Raw genomic sequence first — 18482 nt, forward strand, 5'->3', positions numbered from 1 at the left:
TTCGTCCTCAAGGTTCGGCAAGAGCGTTGCACACAGGATGCCGACCCCTGTAGCGCTTACGCCCATCGTGGAGAGGGCCAGTTGCCAGACCCGACCAAAGCGCCACCGCTACGGTGTGCTCGGATATACGGTCTGATTCAAATGCAGGAGTTGAGTCTTCACATATTGGATGAAATTCTTGGCCACGGGCGCAAGCGGAATGGCATCGTGATAGACCGCACCAAAGGCCACCTGCGGCAGGGCCTCAGTCTGAACTACACCAAGCCAACCATTCTGCACCCCTTCAAGGATCGCAAAGGTGGGCAGCACCGTGACGCAATCCACACTACGCAGCATCTTCATAAGCGTGCTAGCCGAATCGCTTTTCAGCAGCGTATTCAACTTGGTGACTCCAAGTCGCTGTAGCGACTCGGTAGCGATTTCATAGAGCATGCTATTGGGCATCTGGCTCACCCAGACCAATTGCGAAAGCGCCTCTGCCCCGACATTGGATTGATTGAGAATGGCATGGCTTTTGCGCGCGACCACGACATGTTCAGCTAGCAATAAAGTTTCATTCTTAAACGACCGTCCGGCCTGTTCCATTCCGATCGGTGCAAGCGCAAAGTCAATCGACCGCCCTTCGATCAACTCCAGTAGCTCGGTCTGATAGGCGGTCGTCAGCTCAAACCTGATGTAGGGGGACCGCTCCCAGAAGGCGATGATCAGGTCGGGCAGCACCCGCTCGCAAAAGAACGGCGGCGCCCCGATCTTCAGCAGCCCCTGGCTGCCCTGCCGATCGCCGGTGATGGCAAATTCCGCCGAGTCGATGGCGGCGCGGATGGCATGGCCCTGCGCCGCAAGGGTTTGGCCCAACGGCGTGGGCAGCACCGGCCGACGCCGCTGCGCTAAGAGCGGCGTGCCGAGCCGGGCCTCTAGATCAGCAACCATCTTCGAAAGCGCTGGCTGGGTCATCCCCAGGCGCTCGGCGGCCACCGAAAAGCTGCCCTCGTCGATGATCGCGGCCAGGTGCACAAGGTGTCGCGGGTCCAGTTGCATATCTTTTGGTTATGTTCGCATATTCATTGATCATTTGTTTATATGTTCCAGAGCTGTAGATTGCAACCTCGATGGAGGAAATAATGTCCGAACAGGCTGAGCCGGCTGACGGGTGGATTGCCGATCTATTGGAGTATGCAACCACCGCCGCGCTGCTGGCGATGATGATACTTACCTTCTTCGACGTCCTGGGCCGATACCTCTTCAACGCCCCGATCTTTGGCGCCGCCGAGATGATCCAGTTTCTGCTCGCCGCCACCGTGTTCAGTGGCCTAGGCCTGGTCAGCCAGCGCGATGCGCATATCGCGGTCGAGCTGTTGTCGCCCCGCCTCAGGGCCTGGTTTCCACGGACACAGCCAATCATCGTTGGGCTGGTTTCCGCCGCCGGCCTTTTCCTGATGGGCTTCGAGCTTGGGAAAACCGGCATCGAGGCCTGGCAGAGCGGCAAGGCCACCATCGTCCTGGAATGGCCGATGTATACCATCACCTTGCTGTGCGCCGGCCTGTGTCTGCTGGCGGCAGCGCTTCAACTCGTTGCGCCTTGGAGACATGCCTCATGATCGTCTCGCTCATCGCCTTTGCCGTCGTCCTGGCGCTCTGCTTTGCCGGGGTCCGTGTGGGCTTTGCCACCCTGCTGGTGGGCTTTGGCGGCTTTCTGATTGAACGCGGCTGGCTGGCGGCAACAACGCTCGTGGGCCAGCAAGTTCTTGAAGACGCAATGAACTACAACCTCTCGGTCATCCCGCTCTTCATTCTGATGGGCGTGTTCATTCACCGCTCCGATGTCTCGACCGATCTCTACAACGCCGCGTATTGCGGGTTGGGCCGGTTCCGGGGAGGCCCGGCGCATTCGACCATCCTGGCCTGCGCCGGCTTCTCTGCGGTCTGCGGCTCGTCCCTGGCCACGGCGGCTACCATGACCAAGGTGGCTATGCCATCGATGAAGCGGTTCAACTACAGCGCCTCGCTGGCCACCGGCAGCATCGCCGCCGGGGGCACCCTGGGCATCATGATCCCGCCCTCGGTCCCGTTGGTGATCTACGGCATCGTCGCCGAGCAGGATATCGGGCTGCTGTTTATGGCCGGAATCGTGCCGGGCCTGCTACTGGTACTGACCTTCCTCGTCGTCGTCGCCTTCTGGGCAATGATCTCACCCGCTTCCACCCCCAGCGGCGGCGCGATCCCACAGGCAGAGCGCCGACACGCGCTACGCAGCGTCCTGCCGATCCTGGGACTCTTCGCGCTGGTGCTGGGTGGCATCTACGGGCGGGTGTTCACCCCGACCGAGGCCGCCGGCATCGGCTCGGTCGGGGCGGCGGTGATCGCGCTCTCGCGCGGCTACCTGCGTAGCTTGCGCGAATGGCGCGGCGCCCTGGTCGAAACCGCCGTCACCTCGGCCTCGCTGTTCATGGTGTTCTTCGGCGCCCTGGTCTTTGCCCAGTTCATCAACCTCACCGGCATGCCATACGACATGGTCGATCTGGTCTTCGACCTCAACGTTTCGCCCTTCGGCCTCGTCCTCTGCATCACTCTGATCGCCCTGATCATGGGCATGGTCTTCGAGGCCATCGGTATCCTGCTGCTGCTGGTCCCGGTGTTTTTGCCGGCGCTGCTCGACGCCAATGTCGATATGATCTGGTTCGGTATCGTGGTGGTGCTGGTCATCGAGCTTGGGCTGATCACTCCACCTATCGGCATGAATGTCTTCGTCGTCAAAACTCTGGTCCCCGAGGTCGCGCTCTCACGCATCTTCAAAGGCGTCATGCCCTTCGCGCTGGCCATGCTTCTGGTGCTGACCCTGGTGCTCCTGCTGCCCGAAATCGCAACGCTGCTCCCCTCCCGCGCGGGATAGGGGCGGTGCCACCAGACAGCCCCAAACACCCATCAGAAGAGGAAACAAAATGAACCCAGTCACAACCCTTGGCGCCGCGGCGCTCGTAGTTGCGCTCACCACGGCGGCCTCGGCCGAATCCCGGCTCTTGGTTAATTGCTTCCTGCCGCCCCAGCACGTGATCTGCGCCGAGGTGCTCCCCACCTGGAAGGCTGCCGTCGAGGAGGCCACCGAACGGCGAGTGCGCATTTTGATCCCGGCCAAAAGCCTGGCCCCGCCGCCGGAACAGCTGGTCTCGGTCCGCAACGGCGTCTTCGATGGCGCAGTGCAGTTCAACGGCTTCATCGCCAATGAGGTCAAGGGCACGCTCGTCGCCATGATGCCCTTCACCGGCACCTCGAATGCCGAGGCCAGTTCGGTGGCGCTCTGGCGCACTCATGAGCAGTTCTTCGCCGCCGACAAGGAATATGCCGGTGTCGAGCTGCTGGGCCTTTTCACTGCGCCCGCCTCCGACTTCTACTCGATGACCGATACGCCCATTCAAAGCCTGGCAGATGCCACGGGCCGCAAGATGTGGGCCCTGCCCGGTGTCACCGCCAGCTTGCTCAAGGACAACGGCGGCTCGGTGGTCTCCGGCCCCGCCGTGCAGATGACCGAGATCATCCAACGCGGCGTCGTCGACGGCTATGTCGGCATTCCGGCCATTGGGGCCAAATCCTTCAACGTGCTGCCGTATGCAAAGTCGGTCACCCGCACCAGCCGGTCGATCTTTACTCCGGCCTTCAGTTTTTTCGTCAACCAGGACAAATGGACCGAGATAGATCCCACCGACAAGGCCCTGATTCTGGAACTGTCGGGCGAGAATTTTGCCCGCATGGCCGGCGAACTTTACACCAAGCAGGAGATGGTCGCCCTGGCCGAGCAGGATGAGGGCGCGCTCTCGGTGGTCCAGGCCGAACCGGGCTTCGAGGCCGAACTTGCCGAGGCCGCGCAGCCCTATATCGACGGTTGGATCGCCGAAGCCACCGAGGCCGGCTTCGATGCCGCCGCCGCGCTTACCTTCTACAAGGCGCAGGTGGATGAGCTTTCGGGCAACTGATGGCGCTGCCAGGGTCTGGCCTGCCCGTTGGTCGGACTCGCATTTACTTCCAAAGGAGGCCCCTTCCGATGGCCAAACCCAAAAACGTGCTTTGGATCATGGCGGATCAGTTGAGATGGGATTACCTGTCCTGCTACGGCCACCCCCATCTTGCAACGCCCAACCTCGACCGGCTGGCCGCGCGGGGAGTCCGCTTCGACAACGCCTATGTGCAATCCCCCTTCTGCGGCCCAAGCCGCATGAGCAGCTACACCGGCCGCTATTGCCACAGCCACGGCGCTACCTGGAACGGATTTCCCCTGCGTGTCGGCGAGCCAACCCTGGGTGATCATCTGCGAGAGATCGGCGTTAGGCCGGTCATCGTTGGCAAAACCCACATGAAGCCCGACACCGAAGGCATGAACTGGCTGGGCATCGACCCCGATACCGAGATCGGCGTTCGCCTATCGGAATGCGGCTTCGAGCCCTTCGAACGCGATGACGGGCTGCACCCGCCGGGACCCTACGACCCGGACCCGCGCTACAACGACTATCTGCGGGCCCAGGGGCTAGAGGATGAAAACCCTTGGGATACCTACGCCAACTCCGGCCTCGACGAGGACGGCAACCGGCTCTCGGGGTGGCTGTTGAAATACGCCAACATCCCAGCCGACATCCCCGAGGAATTGTCGGAAACACCCTATATGATGCGCCGGGCGATGGACTTCATCGAAGAGGCGGGCGATGCGCCCTGGCTCTGCCATCTCTCCTTCATCAAGCCGCATTGGCCCTATATCGTCCCGGCCCCTTACCATGACATGTACGGACCCGAGCATGTTTTGCCTGTGGTCCGCTCGGAGGCCGAAAAACTAACCGACCATCCGGTGTTCGGGGCCTATATCCAAAGCAGCATCAGCCGCGCCTTTTCCAAGGACGGCGTGCGAGAGCGGGTGATCCCGGCCTACATGGGCCTGATCAAACAAATCGACGATCAAATGGGTCTGCTTCTCGACTTCCTTGAGCAGCGCGGCCTGATGGACACCACCATGATCGCGTTCACCTCGGACCATGGCGACTATCTGGGCGACCACTGGATGGGGGAGAAAGACCTATTCCACGAACAATCGGTCAAGGTTCCGCTCATCCTTTACGATCCGCGTCCCGAGGCCGATATGACCCGCGGTACCGTTTCCCAGGAACTTGTCGAAGCCATCGACCTTGCGCCCACCTTCCTCAACTACTTCGGTGGCGAGCCCAAGCCGCATATCCTGGAAGGCCGAAACCTGGACCCGATCCTGCACGGCACCATCACTCCTGAAAACTGGCGCGAGTTCCTGTTCTCGGAATACGACTATGCCACCCGCGAAGCGAGGAAGATTCTGGACGTCAAGCAGGAAGACGCGCGTCTAATCATGGTTCGTGATGCCAGGTGGAAGTACACGTATTGTGAGGGGTTCCGCCCGATGCTGTTCGATCTTGAAAACGACCCTGAAGAGTTAACCGATCTTGGCAAGGTCTATAGCCCCGAGCTTGCTTCCGTTCGGGACAGAATGAGCCAGGCGATTTTCGCCTGGGCACGCCGGCATCACAACCGGATCACCATGAAACCGGAAACGATCGACAAGATGCTCGATCAAGACCCCCCGGGAATTGTCATCGGCATTTGGGACGAGGCCGACTACGAGAAACGGTTTGGCAAGCCGTTCCGCGAAAGCAATTGAGATGTGCAAAAGCCTATGATCAATAACTTGATTGGCGCCATTGTCGGCACAATTAACCACACATTTCGACCGCGGCCTTGGATAAAAGATCTGAGCAGAGATCAGCTCAAAAAAGATGCCTATGCCGGGTTGACAGGCGCTACCATCGTTCTACCGCAAGGGGTTGCATTCGCCGCGATCGCGGGCCTACCGCCGCAATATGGATTTTACTCCGCGATGGTTCCAACTGTGATCGCAGCATTATTCGGGTCATCAATGCACACAGTCTCAGGACCTACAACTGCGATTTCAGTGCTTGTCTTCGGGGCCCTCTCGACCAGTCTGGTACCGGGTAGCCCTGCGTTCATCCAGGGCGCGATCTGGCTGGCGCTTCTTGTTGGCATCGTGCAACTTCTCATGGGGATTGCACGGCTGGGCGTCCTGGTCGACTTCATTTCACATTCCGTCATGCTGGGGTTCGTTTCTGGCGCAGCATTGCTGATTGGGCTGAGCCAGATTCGCCTTGCGACAGGTCTGGACTTGCCGAGGTCCGAACATCTTTTAGAGTTTCTCTCTGCGTTGTGGCACGGCCTCGCGGGCTTTGATCCGATTTCAGTGACGATTTCAGGCGTAGCATTGTTTGTTGGCGCAATAGTCCGGATATTCAAGCCGCTCTGGCCCAACTACATGATAGCAATCTGCGCGGCGAGTGGGCTATATGTTTTATTGGGCTCCCATGCGCAGAGCGTTGTCACGATCGACGCTCCAAACGCGGTCTTCTCGACTTTTGATACACCGATACCCAGCATGGATTTCATCCAAAACCATGCATCCGCTGCGGTGGCGATTGCCATTGTTGGATTGCTAGAGGCCATTTCCGTAGGGCGGGCTCTTGCATTGCGGTCAGGCTCGACCCTGGACGGAAATCGTGAATTTACCGGCCAGGGTTTGTCGAACATCGGCGGCTCATTCTTCCAGTCGTACCCTTCATCTGCGTCTTTCACGCGCAGCGGCGCCAATTTCGATGCGGGAGCGCAAACGCCGATGGCAGCGGTTTTCTCCGCTCTATTTTTGGCGCTCATTCTGCTTGTTGCTTCCCCGTGGCTGTCATATGTTCCGATACCGGCCATGGCGGGCGTCATACTACTGGTTGCGTGGAACCTGTTGGACCGCCGAGAACTGGCCAGAGTTTTTACTACCAGCCTGACTGAAACCAGTATCGCGGTGACGACATTCCTGGCAGCGCTTTTGATTGATCTTGAATCGTCGATCTATATAGGTGTCCTACTGTCTTTTGGTCTTTTTCTTAAGAAGACGGCTCATCCGTTTGTTGGGGTCGGCGCACCGGACAACTCAACGCCGAACAGAACGTTTCGACCAGTATCACTGCACGAGCTTCCCGAGTGCCCCCAGATCCTAATTTCCCGACTAGATGGTCCGCTTTATTTCGGTTCAGTCGAGTTTATTAGGCGCGAATTCCGCCGCTTTGAATCTGAACGTCGCGACCAGAAACACATGCTGCTCGTGCTGTTTGGGATTGGGCATATTGACTTACCTGGTTGCCAATTGCTGATCGAAGAAGCACGGAGGCGGCGTGAAAGAGGCGGGTCGCTTTCAATCTACACCAAGACCCCTTGCACGATAGCAACCCTTAAGCGCTTTCACGTGGACAAGGAGGTACACTGTGGAAAAGTGTTTCAGTCCAAGGGAGACGCTATCGCAGAAATTATTCCACTTGTCGATGGTGGAATCTGCCAGAATTGCTGTGCACGGGTATTTCTGGAGTGCGCCACTCAGCCCGGTTTTGAGTTACAGTGATTGCATATGGTAGCCAGATGCGTGCGGCTGCGAAATTGAGGAACGCGGCGAAGGACGCCTTGCCTTTCCGCTCGTTGCGCCACCTTTCCAATGATGTCACGTGTATAGCCAGTCGTCGACCCGATCCGGATACCGCGCGCGCGCAAACCCTCGACAAGTGCCGGTACGCCAGGAACGACGTCGGACTGTGCGAGGATCGTTTCGACGCTCGTGGCGTTAAAGCGTTTATAGAGGCGATCGACATCCACTCCATCCGGCGCCCGGCCAAAGCGCTCCCGCCACCGCTCCGCAAGCTCCGGAATGGCCAGCATCTGCGCAATGTGGTCGCGCTTGGGCAGGCCCATAGGCTGCCGCGCTTCTTGCAGCGAGACCGGAAATCCAGACGCCTCGAAAACCGCCTGGAAAGCCATCGCCGGTCCGCGCGACCCGAAATCGACGGTGGTTCCCGCCCAGTCAAATATGATGGCTTGGATGGCGCTTTCGGACTGAGTACTCATGTCGACTCTTCTCCCTCGATAACGCGGCACACCAGCTCGGCCGCTTTCCGGGCGGCTGCCGTGTCGATACCATTGTGAAACACAAAGCGGATGCGTGCGGCCCCATAGCGGCTGGCTAAGACCCCGCTTTCGGCGAGCTTAATGAGATTGATATCGGCGTCGGACACGTCGAGCATCACAATGTTGGTCTGCGGCATGAGAACGTCGCCGCCACACGCAAGCAACGTTGTCGCAAACAACTGCGCGTTTTTGTGATCTTGCTGCAGCCGGGGCCGGTAATCCTTCAACGCGGCGCGGGCGGCAGCAGCAACCGGTCCAAGCGGACGCCACCAGCCGCCCAAGATGCGCCGCAGGAAATGGCCTTCTTCAATCGCGTCCCTGGGCAGCAGCAAAACCGATCCCAAAGGCGCGCCGAGCGCCTTGTTGAGATTGAGGGCAAGGCTGCCGACGCCTTGCGCAAGCAAGCGGGCATTGTCATGGCCGGCTGCGAGCGCGTTCCAGATGCGCGCGCCATCGAGATGCAGCTGCACGCCCCTGGCATGGCAAAGCGTTGCAATCTCCGGCAGCCAGCGTGTCGGCATCAGGGTGCCGCCCGCGCGATTGTGGGTGTTTTCAAGGCAAACAAGCTGCGGTTTCCGCACCGATCTAATCTTCTGGCGCGATGACAGCGCCGCATCTATCTGAGACGGGCTGAGGTGCCCGTCCTCGCCATCAAGAGACGCTACTTGTATGCCGGCCAATCCCGCGGTGGACGCCGCCTCGTTCGACGCAACATGGCTGCCGCGGTCGGCAATGATGGTATCACCGGGCTTGCACCACAGTTTGAGCGCGATTTGATTGGCCAGCGTACCGGTCGGCACCAAGATCGCGCCTTCGAAGCCAAACAGCTCCTTGATCTCGTCCAATAGCGCCTTCTCATCGGAGTCTTCCTCCGCCTCGAAAGCAGGCGCACGCGTCGCCACTTCAGCAAAGGCACACGCCACTTCCGGCCGCATCGGTGCAAGTATGTCGGAGCGCAAATCGATCATCGACCCGAGTCTTCCAGATATATCAGCTGATGCTGGAATCCCCCGGCAGTCAGCCGGTATTCCACGATTGCCGGACGACAATCGACTTGGACGAACGGTGGCGTCAGCTCCGGCAAATCGGCAATGGCCGGCCCCCATATGGCAGGCACACCACCGTGATGCGTTAGCCTGTAGGTATGCCGGTGACCTGAAAGAACGAGTCCGACGGACCTCGTCTCGATAAGTCTCCAGAGCCTTTTTCGAGCGCAATAGGGAATCGCCGCACTGGTATCGCGTCGCTCCGCCGCCCAATCAATGAAGACCGGTTTATGCAATACTACAGCGACGGCCTGTTCAGCCGATCTAAGGGAGGTCTCAAGCCACTGCCAGCCTTGCCTCTCCGCTTCGTTCTCTAATCCGAATTCCAACCCACTGATCCCAATAAATGTCCACCCGCCGATGGACAACGAAAACCTGGACGGCCCGACAACGGATTCGAACAGTTCTACCCGCGCCTGGTCCGGACCGGGCCCGACCGGCGGACCGTCGCCAATATCGTGATTGCCGGGCAGAGCCCGCCATAGGACACCCAACCTGTCCAGGTCCATACGGGCCTTTTCGAGCTCGGATTTATATCCGTTTTCGGAAATATCGCCGGTGTGCAAGACCAAATCGGGGCGGCGTCTGGCAATGATATCCATTGCGACCTCCCAATATTTTTCGGTCCCGGGCAGGCCAAGATGGCTGTCACTGATTTGAATGAAACTTGTCATGAAGATCATAGGAGGCGCTGGTTCGGCGCCTCCTTTTCCGCTGATCAGTTGGGTAGCAGGCTTGTGACTTCCTCACCGAGCTGGTTTAACCCCTCTTCGGGTTCGACCTGCAGCGTGAGGACGGATTCGATTTTATCATAAATGACATCGTTGATTTTGACGGTATTCTCACCGGAGAAAGAATACCAGGCCGATGCACGCGGAACTGTGCGCAGCGCTGCATCCATCAGCGGGCGTTCGGCGAAATAGGCCGCAAGCGAGGTGCCCTCAGCGACTGTTGCCGCGTTGGCCGGCACATAGGCCGTTTCCTCGGCGACAATAGTTTGTCCCGCAAGACTCGCCACGAACTGCATGAAGCGCCATGCGGCTTTTTGCTCGTCCTCATCCTTTGTCATCATCACCACGGCGACACCGGCAGCCGGGATAGTGCCGTTTTCGGTTACAGGGAAAGGTGCGACGCCGATCTCAAACGTATCGCCGATCTGGTCCTGATATTGCTTAAGGACGCTGGAGCTGTCGGTCAGGATGCCAACGGTGCCGGCTGCAAACGCCTGACGCGCCTGCTCCCGTGTCATGGCGAATCCACCCTGCCCGGCTTCAGCAAAAGCCCGATAAAGTGCAAATGCCTCCTGTCCTTCCGGACCGGTAAAGGTGATTTCGCTTTCGTCGGCGGACATCAGGCTGCCGCCGCGGCTTTCGACCTGGGCCTGAAACATCCAGGGGTGGAAGCGGTGGAAACCACCGACGACATCGCCTTCGAGCTCGCCGATCTCCCTAGCGAGTTCGACTACGCCTTCCCAGCTGTCGGGGAAAGCCGCATCGCCATCCTGGACCTGACGTACCAGATCGACATTATAGTAAAGCACTGGGAAGGAAATCCCCACGCCCAGTCCGTGCACGGTATCGCCAAGTGTCGCTGCCGCCGCAACGGAAGGCGCAAACCGATCCTCTGTCCAGTTCGGCTCGTTGGCGATGAATTCGTTCAACGGCACAGTTAAGCCGCGGTCGGCTAGGGTGCGGATGGAATCGTAGCCTTGGAAGGTAACATCCGGCAGATCATTGACGACGGCACGGCGTAAAATATCCTGGATCATTTCACGCTGTTCACCGGGAGGGACGGTCAAATCAATGGAGATGTCAGAGTTTTCCGCTTCGAACGCGTCGACGAAACGCTGGAACATTGGTGCAAAGATCGATGGTGTTGCCGTGACCGATATCGTAGTTTCTTGCGCAATAGCGGCGGAGGCGAATAATGTGCACGCGATGGCAGTGCCTATTGATTTCAGTGGATGCGACATGGATGGCTCCTCTTGCCTTTCGGTTGCAGTGCTGAAGAGGCCGGGTGTTCAACTGCAATTTGAACATCCGGCCGTCCCTGTTTACCCGGATTTTGATTGGGTCGGTTGCGGGATCATTTGAACCCCGACATGCTAAGCCCGTCGACGAAACGCCGCTGGGCAATGAGAAATGCTACTATCAGAGGCAAGACAGTAATGACGGCCGCCGCCATGAGCGGGCCGAAGCTGGTGCCAGCCTCCTCGCTACGGAAATGGATCATGCCAAGCGGTGGCGTCATCAACTCTTCCGAGCGGATGAAGACCAGCGGCAAAAACAGATCGTTCCAGCGACCAACCACAGATAGAACGCTAAAGGCAATAATTGCCGGCACTGCCGAGGGCATCATGATCCGCCAGATGATTTCCCATTCGCTGAACCCATCGAGGCGCGCGGCCGAAATCAACTCGTCGGGTACCGTCTTGAAGAACTGGCGAAACAGGAAAATGGCGAAGGGTGACACGATGCCCGGCAGGATGAGCGCTGCATAGCTGTTCAAAAGACCGAGATGGAAAAAAGCCACAAAAAGCGGGATCGCCAGCACTTGATGCGGCACCAACAGACCGATCAAAACCAGCGCGAAAATCAGATTCTTCAACGGAAACTGAAGCTTGGCCAATGCATAGGAAACTGGAGCCGCGACAAGAATTTGCAAAACTAGCGTGATCAGGCAGACCACCACTCCATTATACATGAAAGTCATCAACGGCGCGCGCGTCAGCGCTTCGCGATAATTTTCCACGCCGTAAAAGGTCTCGGGAATAAGCGAGAAGCTTGCCGAAAAGACCTCGACCGGCGGTTTGGCGGATAGGCTGACCATCCAGATAAACGGCATGAGCATGAAACCTGCCGTCAGCAGCAAAAACAAGTGCCTCGGCACACCGGAAAGTATCGATCCAAGGCTCATGTGTAGTGCACCCTTCGATCGAGAATCCGGGCCTGCAAAAGCGTCAATGTGACGACCACCAGTAAAAAAACGACGGTTAGCGCGGCGCCATAACCCGTACGGAAAAACTCGAAGCTTTCCACATAGAGGGTGTGCAACAGCATTTCCGATGCATTGCCGGGCCCACCCCGAGTGAGCACGCGCACGATATCAAAGACCTCGAATGCCTTCAGCGCTACGACAATTAGAATAAACATCGTCACAGGGCCGAGCATGGGCAACGTCACCCGAAGGGCCCGATCAATAGGCGTATCGACACCATCAAGCGCTGCGGCTTCATAGAGTTCATTGGGGATGGATTTTAGACCGGCAATGAACAGGACCATCGCATAACCGAGATGCTGCCAAATACCTATGACGCAGAGCGTAGGCACCACCAACCGTGAATCAGCAAGCCAGTTGGGCCGTCCCAAGCCAATGCTGCTCAAAGCCGCATTTATGGGCCCTATCGTCGGATGAAGCAGCGCTTCCCAAGCGATCGCCATGGAGGCGAGGGTCGCCATTACAGGCAGGAAGTGGATTGAGCGGTAAAGCGAACGCAGGCTTTCCTGGGATTCAATGGCCGTGGCCACCAAAAAACCCAGAACAGTGACTCCGGGGACGACTACCGCGACATATACGGCAGTATTGATCAAAGAGGTGCGGAATGTTTTGTCACTAAACATCGCGTAGAAATTGTGCAAGCCGACGAACGCCGCAGTCGAGGCGCCGAATTGCCAATCGGTCAGCGCCAACACGAACACCGCTAAAACAGGCAGGAGAACAAGAGCCAGCAAGCCCAAAACGGCAGGCAGTGAAAACAGCCCCGCTGTGATCCAAAGACGCTGATCGATCATGTCGCTACCTCCAGAACAGAGGCCTTTAATTCGATCCGTTTTCCGGCGGCATCGAACACGTGCAGATCGCCGGGATCAAAACTGAGTTTGACGTTTTCGCCGACCGAGATTCCCATAAGTTCTCTTTGCCGCAATTGCGCGCGCGCATCTTCGCCCCGCTGAAAGAGCTTGAACCGCAATACTGTATCTGAACCGAGAGGCTCGATATCGCGGACCTTGCCACTCACGGTTAGGGGGCCTTTGCATCCGACATAGATCCTATCCGGCCGAATACACAATGTGGCCGGGCCGTCGAATGCGCCCGGCAGGCTGATCGATGCGGGCAGTAAATCGCTGCTTAGATTGCCGGCGTCGATCCGTGCGGAAAAACAGTTGATCGCTGTAGACCCAACGAATTTGGCGACTTCTAGATTAGCCGGACGGTCGTAAATGGTGTGCGGCGTATCGAGCTGTTGAATTCGCCCTCCGATCATCACAGCTATCCGGTCAGACATTGCCATCGCCTCGGTCTGATCATGAGTGACAAAGATGAACGTCTCGCGCAGGCGTCTGCTCAGCGCACGAATTTCGCTACGCATTTGCGCTCGCAATGCGGCGTCTAGATTTGAAAGAGGCTCATCCATTAAAAAAAGGCGCGGGTTCCGGACCATCGCCCGGGCAAGCGCAACGCGCTGCCGCTGGCCACCCGACAGTTGCGAAGGCTTGCGGTCCAGCAAATGACTGATTTCGAGACTTTCGGCGACGGCCGAAACCTCTGAATCGATCTTAGCCTTGATCGCGGCACGACCTTGCACAAGTCGCCCAAAGGCGGGTAGACGACCGATCTGGCTGAGACGCGCCATTTCCAGTGGGGTGGCGATATTGCGCGCAACAGTCATGTAAGGATAAAGCGCGTAAGACTGAAAAACCATGGCAACGTTGCGCCGTGCGGGGCGTAGACAGTCTATGCGCTCGCCATTAAGCCGGATTTCGCCCTCATTCTGACGCTCCAAACCGGCAATAACCCTAAGCAGCGTCGATTTTCCACATCCGGAGGGCCCAAGCAGCGTCAGAAATTCACCATCGCGGGTTTCGAAGTCGATCTCTTTGAGAACAGGCATGCCGTCAAACGACTTGCTGAGCTGACTGACGGACAGGATGGTCATGAATTTCTCCTTTGCAAAATTGTTATAGAACTATTTCATGTCAGTTATGTGTAACAATGATTGGGCATTAGCCTTATCAGCTGATATAAGCTGGCCATGCGCAATGAGACTGACCTTTGGCGGAAAGTGAGTGACAATCTCCAGGAGGCGATTAAGTCCGGGAAGCTGACGCCTGGCGAACGGTTGCCGGCGAGTTCTCGCCTTGCGGAAGAGTTCGGTGTGCACCAGCACACGGTTCTCAAAGCGATCTCATATCTTCAAGACCATGGACTGCTACGCGTTGAGCAAGGCAGAGGCACCTTTGTGGTGGAGCACTCCATCGCTTTTCGGCTGGGCCGCCAGACTTGGTTTGAGCAAAATCTATCCGAGCAAAGCCAGATGCCTTCACGGCATATCCTGAGTGTGGCGACCGGCCCTGCGGAACCTCAAGTCCACACCGCCTTGGGAATGCCCGCAGATAGCCAACTGGTCTGCGCCAGATTGCTGGGCGAAGCAAACGGCGTCCCAATTTATATCGGCAAACACTATTTTGGGGCTGAGAAGTGCTCCGGAATCGATACTGTTCTTGAGGATCTTAAAACGCGAGGCGCTTCACAATTGGTGTTTGCCGATATCCTGTCGCAATTCGGAATCACCGGACTCCGCAGAAGCGGGGTGAAAATTCGAAGTCGCCTTCCCGACAACGAAGAGTGTCGTTACTTGCAGTGCTCACCGCGGACTCCATTGATGGAAACATATATTTCGTTGTCTGATTCAGCTTCAAACCCGATTGTTTACGGGATCTCATCTTATGTCTCGGATCGCGTCGAACTGACGATAGATCTTTAGCGGATATGGCTTGATCACTGCGAGACTGGAAGGACCAGCCAAAAGGTTATGCGCCCCCTACCCCTATTGGTAATGGAAATGCGGCCAAACAGCACAACGACAGTACAACATCGCGACTATCAGAACCTTTAGCGATTGTTTTTGCGTCGTTTTTCTCGACATCCGTCCAATCCATCAGCGCCGCGAGCGCCTCGACCTCGTCCTGATCAGCATTGGGTGCATAGCGAATACCCCCCCTTAGCCGGTGCCGGATGGTTGGTGTGGACTGCCCACCAGCCCTCGAACGTATGCATCCGCCCACGCAGCCTGACCCCGTACCTTGTGATATAGGTCTCGTTGCAGATCCGGATCTTCTCCGCCAGACCATCCTGTATCGGCACAAGTTCCGCTGCCCGCGAAAACATGGCATCGACATCAGAGAGAAAGGTGGGGTGCTTACTGTGTTGACCGGTTTGGTCGCTACGTTTCATCACAGATGATGTTTATCTCACAGTCCGGCCATGAGCATGTATTTGAGGTTTGTGAATTCATCGGTGCCGTGATGGGAGCCCTCGCGGCCGAAGCCGGATTGTTTTATCCCTCCAAAGGGAGTCAGCTCGCTTGAGAGAAGCCCTGAGTTGATCGCCACCATGCCGTATTCCAGCGCCTCGGCCACACGCCAGACACGGGCGAGGTCCCTGGCGTAAAAATAAGCCGCAAGGCCGAATTCCGTGGCGTTGGCGAGATTAATCACCTCTTCGTCGGTCTTGAACCGGTAGACCGGAGCAAGGCGTCCGAAGGTCTCTTCATTCGTGACGATCATGTCCGGGGTCACATCCGCTAGGATCGTTGGCTCAGTGTAAGAGCCACCCAGCCGGTGACGAGAACCGCCCTGAACCAGCCGGGCGCCCTTTGCCACCGCGTCGGTGATGTGCGCTTCCATCTTTTGAACCGCTGCCTAATTGATCAGCGGACCCTGCAGGGTATCCGGGTCCGAACCATCTCCCACTGTCAGGGTTTGAACTTTGGCTCTGAGCTTTTCAATGAACCGATCATAGACCCCATCCTGCACGTAAAGCCGGTTGGAACACACACACAGGTCTGGCCCGCATTGCGGTATTTGCTGGCAATCGCTCCCTCGACCGCCGCATCGATATCGGCATCCTCAAAGACGATGAACGGCGCATTGCCGCCCAGTTCCAGCCCAAGCTTTTTGACGGTGCCCGAACATTGCCGCATCAGAATTCGCCCCACTTCGGTAGAGCCTGTAAAGGTCAACGCTTTTACATCCTCGCTTTCGCAGAACGCCTTGCCGATTTCCTTAGCATCGCCGGTGATCACATTGAGCACCCCATCGGGCAGTCCCGCCTCTACGGCCAGTTCCGCCAACGCCAATGCTGTCAGCGGTGTTTCACCCGCCGGTTTGACCACACAGGTGCAGCCCACAGCCAGGGCCGGCGCGATCTTTCGCGTGATCATGGCAGCCGGGAAGTTCCATGGTGTGATGGCCGCCACCACACCCACCGGCTGACGGATCACAACGATCCGCCCGTCCTTGATGTGCGACTGCAGGGTCTCGCCATTGATACGCTTGGCTTCCTCGCCATAAAATTCGATGTAAGATGCCGCATAGGCGATCTCGCCGCGCGCTTCCGCCAGAGGCTTGCCCTGCTCCGCAGTCAATATTCCCGCCAGCCGTTCCTGATCCCGCATCACCAGATCGAACCAGAGCCTGAGGATGACCGACCTCTCCTTGGCCAGCAGCCCAGACCACGCCTCAAACGCCGCCTTCGCCGCGGCAATCGCTTTTTCGGCCTCCACCCGGCCAAAGTGGGGAACGCGTGCGATCACTTCGCCCGTCGCGGTGTTTACAACAGGGTCAGTCGGCTCTCCAAGCCAGCTGCCGGAGATGAGATTTCGGCTTTGCATGGCGCGCTTCAGCATGGTCAGCGTCCGAGGGCTCCGTCGAACATCGACAAAGGCGGATAGGCTTCAGGGTCCGTCACCACATCGATCAGGCAGGGTTCGCCGCCCTTCAGCGCGCGCTCCAGCGCCGCATCAAGTTCACCGGCGATTTCAACCTTGATGGCATTGCAGCCACAGGCGGCCGCCACCTGCGCGTGATCCACATATCCAAGCTGACATGCCCCGGAATGCCGCCCGAACTTCACGTCCTCGGCGTCTTTCTGGTACCCCAGAACCGAATTGTTGAGGACGATCACAACAACGGGTAGGCGCTCCCGCACCAGCGTCTCAAGCTCGGACCAGACATGACCAAACCCGCCATCACCACACACACATACCACTGTGCTATCGGGCCGCGCCAGTTGCGCGCCCATCGCAAGTGGCAACCCCCATCCCAGACCCGCCAGACCTCGTGGCGTGAGAAAGCGCATGCCCGGCGCGCTGGCATTCAATTGAGTGTTGATCCAGACCGAGGAATAGCTAGCATCGGCCACCAGCACCGTGTTTTCGAAGACATGCTCCGAGAGCGCGCTCATTGTTCGTTCCGGCCGGATCGGCGACTGGTCGCTGCTCCTCACCTCGTGACTGGCGGCGCGATGTCGGGTCCGCGCATCCGAAATTCGCTTTTCCAGTCCGGCGCGTTTGGCGGCGCGTTTGCTTAAGTTACAAAGCGCAAGTTCGTCATACAACGCCTGCAAAGTGAGTTTGGCATCACCGGCAAGCCGCAGGGCTTCATAAGTCCGCCCGATCTCCTGCCCATCAACATCTATGTGGATGATCCTGGCTGTGGGAGGAAACAGCCGCCATGAATCGGTTCCGTTCTGATTGGTGCGGTTACCCACCAGCACCGCCACATCGGCATCCGAAATGATTGGCTTTGTGAACTGCCCGATGGACCTTTCACCCATTGCGTTGCCGACAAGCCCCAGCGAGAGTGGGTGCAATTCATTGACGCTGCCCTTGCCCATCATCGTGGTGCCCACGGCCACGCCATAGGCTTCCTGCAGAACCGAAAGTTCATGGGTCGCACCGGAGGAATGCACCCCACCGCCGGCAATCACGACCGGCAGGTCCGCATCGGCGATCATTCCAGCGGCATCACGGAGCGTCTCGGCATTCACAACGGCCCGGTCCAAAGGATAATGCCCATAGGATTGCGTGCGCGGTTTGGCCGGAGCAACCGCCGGTTCGTTGAGAAGATCAGCCGGGAACATCAACGCGACAGGTCCGGGCCGGCCCGTCGCCGCGGCGATCATGGCCATGTCGATATAATCGTCGATCCGGTCGGCTACGGGAACCTTGCGCGCCCATTTGGTGCAACTGGCAAACAAGGAAAGATGATCGAGTTCCTGGAAAGCATTGCGATCGACTTCAGGCCGATTGACCTCCTGCACGATGGCCAGCACCGGTATGCTGGCCTTCTGGGCTTCGGCCAAGGGCGGCACCAACAGCGTGGCCGCAGGACCGTTTTGCGCACAGACCACCCCGACCTTGCCCGAGAGCCTCGCAAAACCATCAGCCATGGTCCCACCCGCGTTTTCGGTGCGGTAGGTGATCTGGCGAATACCCAGGTCCTCACACGCTAGCACCACTCGGCTGGGCAGACTCTGCGAAAACATCACCTCAACCTTGTGCCGCTTGAGCGCAGCCGCAACCATATCGGCAACCAGACCGGTTGCCGGCTTCAAATCAGTATTCGTCATCTT

Annotated in this window: 15 protein-coding genes and 2 pseudogenes; 6 read left to right on the top strand and 11 right to left on the bottom strand. The window is 58.1% G+C overall.

The genetic code is table 11. The annotated features are described in order from the left end of the window. Positions 1-108: 108 nt before the first annotated feature. Positions 109-1038, bottom strand: a complete 930-nt coding sequence (locus ACX3M4_RS30360) for a LysR family transcriptional regulator (protein ID WP_459359717.1) — start codon at positions 1036-1038, stop codon at positions 109-111. 83 nt (positions 1039-1121) lie between these two features. Here ACX3M4_RS30360 and ACX3M4_RS30365 point away from each other — a divergent pair, with 83 nt between their 5' ends. From ACX3M4_RS30365 to ACX3M4_RS30385, 5 genes are all read left to right on the top strand, one after another. Then, the gene (locus tag ACX3M4_RS30365; RefSeq protein ID WP_459359718.1) at positions 1122-1598 is read left to right on the top strand and encodes a TRAP transporter small permease; all 477 of its coding nucleotides are present in this window, start codon (positions 1122-1124) and stop codon (positions 1596-1598) included. Beyond that, positions 1595-2890, top strand: coding sequence for a TRAP transporter large permease (locus ACX3M4_RS30370; protein WP_459359719.1), 1296 nt, complete (start codon positions 1595-1597; stop codon positions 2888-2890). The genes ACX3M4_RS30365 and ACX3M4_RS30370 overlap by 4 nt, the downstream gene beginning before the upstream one ends. 49 nt (positions 2891-2939) lie before the next feature. Next, positions 2940-3968 (top strand): TRAP transporter substrate-binding protein DctP, encoded by a 1029-nt coding sequence (gene dctP / locus ACX3M4_RS30375; RefSeq protein WP_459359720.1) that lies wholly within the window; start codon positions 2940-2942, stop codon positions 3966-3968. Between the two features lie 68 nt (positions 3969-4036). After that, positions 4037-5668, top strand: coding sequence for an alkaline phosphatase family protein (locus ACX3M4_RS30380; RefSeq protein WP_459359721.1), 1632 nt, complete (start codon positions 4037-4039; stop codon positions 5666-5668). A 15-nt stretch (positions 5669-5683) separates the two neighbouring features. Then, positions 5684-7465, top strand: a complete 1782-nt coding sequence (locus ACX3M4_RS30385; RefSeq protein ID WP_459359722.1) for a SulP family inorganic anion transporter — start codon at positions 5684-5686, stop codon at positions 7463-7465. Here ACX3M4_RS30385 and ACX3M4_RS30390 read toward each other — a convergent pair. The 7 genes from ACX3M4_RS30390 to ACX3M4_RS30420 all read right to left on the bottom strand — a co-directional run bounded on the left by ACX3M4_RS30390 (position 7441) and on the right by ACX3M4_RS30420 (position 14004). Then, positions 7441-7962, bottom strand: coding sequence for an HAD family hydrolase (locus ACX3M4_RS30390; RefSeq protein WP_459359723.1), 522 nt, complete (start codon positions 7960-7962; stop codon positions 7441-7443). The two genes, ACX3M4_RS30385 and ACX3M4_RS30390, sit on opposite strands and share 25 nt — an antisense overlap. Continuing rightward, complete coding sequence (locus ACX3M4_RS30395) at positions 7959-8990, bottom strand: threonine aldolase family protein (protein WP_459359724.1); 1032 nt, start codon at positions 8988-8990, stop codon at positions 7959-7961. Before ACX3M4_RS30395 ends, ACX3M4_RS30390 begins: the two co-directional genes overlap by 4 nt. Continuing rightward, a complete protein-coding gene (locus ACX3M4_RS30400) occupies positions 8987-9751 on the bottom strand; it encodes a metallophosphoesterase family protein (protein ID WP_459359725.1) in 765 nt (254 codons plus the stop codon). Before ACX3M4_RS30400 ends, ACX3M4_RS30395 begins: the two co-directional genes overlap by 4 nt. Positions 9752-9786: 35 nt before the next feature. After that, complete coding sequence (locus ACX3M4_RS30405; protein ID WP_459359529.1) at positions 9787-11040, bottom strand: extracellular solute-binding protein; 1254 nt, start codon at positions 11038-11040, stop codon at positions 9787-9789. Positions 11041-11153: 113 nt separating this feature from the next. Beyond that, a complete protein-coding gene (locus tag ACX3M4_RS30410; RefSeq protein ID WP_459359530.1) occupies positions 11154-11984 on the bottom strand; it encodes a carbohydrate ABC transporter permease in 831 nt (276 codons plus the stop codon). Beyond that, positions 11981-12859, bottom strand: a complete 879-nt coding sequence (locus tag ACX3M4_RS30415) for a carbohydrate ABC transporter permease (protein ID WP_459359531.1) — start codon at positions 12857-12859, stop codon at positions 11981-11983. Before ACX3M4_RS30415 ends, ACX3M4_RS30410 begins: the two co-directional genes overlap by 4 nt. Next, a complete protein-coding gene (locus ACX3M4_RS30420; protein WP_459359532.1) occupies positions 12856-14004 on the bottom strand; it encodes an ABC transporter ATP-binding protein in 1149 nt (382 codons plus the stop codon). The genes ACX3M4_RS30415 and ACX3M4_RS30420 overlap by 4 nt, the downstream gene beginning before the upstream one ends. Before the next feature lie 96 nt (positions 14005-14100). On the opposite strand from ACX3M4_RS30420, the gene phnF reads away from it, so the two are divergent. Next, positions 14101-14832, top strand: a complete 732-nt coding sequence (gene phnF / locus ACX3M4_RS30425) for a phosphonate metabolism transcriptional regulator PhnF (protein ID WP_459359533.1) — start codon at positions 14101-14103, stop codon at positions 14830-14832. A 166-nt stretch (positions 14833-14998) separates the two neighbouring features. Here phnF and ACX3M4_RS30430 read toward each other — a convergent pair. The 3 genes and pseudogenes from ACX3M4_RS30430 to ACX3M4_RS30440 form a co-directional block, all read right to left on the bottom strand. After that, a pseudogene (locus tag ACX3M4_RS30430) lies at positions 14999-15302 on the bottom strand (Glu/Leu/Phe/Val dehydrogenase dimerization domain-containing protein); the annotation flags it as partial. Between the two features lie 17 nt (positions 15303-15319). Then, a pseudogene (locus ACX3M4_RS30435) lies at positions 15320-16755 on the bottom strand (NAD-dependent succinate-semialdehyde dehydrogenase). A 2-nt stretch (positions 16756-16757) separates the two neighbouring features. Then, positions 16758-18479, bottom strand: coding sequence for an acetolactate synthase catalytic subunit (locus ACX3M4_RS30440; RefSeq protein WP_459359534.1), 1722 nt, complete (start codon positions 18477-18479; stop codon positions 16758-16760). Between the last annotated feature and the right edge of the window lie 3 nt (positions 18480-18482).

The sequence above is a fragment of the Roseibium sp. M-1 genome (assembly GCF_054515675.1).

Bases quoted from the DNA above. Each gene is read 5' to 3' on its own strand.
- dctP (WP_459359720.1), top strand. From the start codon at position 2,940: ATGAACCCAGTCACAACCCTTGGCGCCGCGGCGCTCGTAGTTGCGCTC.
- ACX3M4_RS30365 (WP_459359718.1), top strand. From the start codon at position 1,122: ATGTCCGAACAGGCTGAGCCGGCTGACGGGTGGATTGCCGATCTATTG.
- ACX3M4_RS30405 (WP_459359529.1), bottom strand. From the start codon at position 11,040: ATGTCGCATCCACTGAAATCAATAGGCACTGCCATCGCGTGCACATTA.
- ACX3M4_RS30415 (WP_459359531.1), bottom strand. From the start codon at position 12,859: ATGATCGATCAGCGTCTTTGGATCACAGCGGGGCTGTTTTCACTGCCT.
- ACX3M4_RS30385 (WP_459359722.1), top strand. From the start codon at position 5,684: ATGATCAATAACTTGATTGGCGCCATTGTCGGCACAATTAACCACACA.
- ACX3M4_RS30410 (WP_459359530.1), bottom strand. From the start codon at position 11,984: ATGAGCCTTGGATCGATACTTTCCGGTGTGCCGAGGCACTTGTTTTTG.
- phnF (WP_459359533.1), top strand. From the start codon at position 14,101: ATGCGCAATGAGACTGACCTTTGGCGGAAAGTGAGTGACAATCTCCAG.
- ACX3M4_RS30360 (WP_459359717.1), bottom strand. From the start codon at position 1,038: ATGCAACTGGACCCGCGACACCTTGTGCACCTGGCCGCGATCATCGAC.
- ACX3M4_RS30370 (WP_459359719.1), top strand. From the start codon at position 1,595: ATGATCGTCTCGCTCATCGCCTTTGCCGTCGTCCTGGCGCTCTGCTTT.
- ACX3M4_RS30380 (WP_459359721.1), top strand. From the start codon at position 4,037: ATGGCCAAACCCAAAAACGTGCTTTGGATCATGGCGGATCAGTTGAGA.
- ACX3M4_RS30420 (WP_459359532.1), bottom strand. From the start codon at position 14,004: ATGACCATCCTGTCCGTCAGTCAGCTCAGCAAGTCGTTTGACGGCATG.
- ACX3M4_RS30440 (WP_459359534.1), bottom strand. From the start codon at position 18,479: ATGACGAATACTGATTTGAAGCCGGCAACCGGTCTGGTTGCCGATATG.
- ACX3M4_RS30390 (WP_459359723.1), bottom strand. From the start codon at position 7,962: ATGAGTACTCAGTCCGAAAGCGCCATCCAAGCCATCATATTTGACTGG.
- ACX3M4_RS30395 (WP_459359724.1), bottom strand. From the start codon at position 8,990: ATGATCGATTTGCGCTCCGACATACTTGCACCGATGCGGCCGGAAGTG.
- ACX3M4_RS30400 (WP_459359725.1), bottom strand. From the start codon at position 9,751: ATGATCTTCATGACAAGTTTCATTCAAATCAGTGACAGCCATCTTGGC.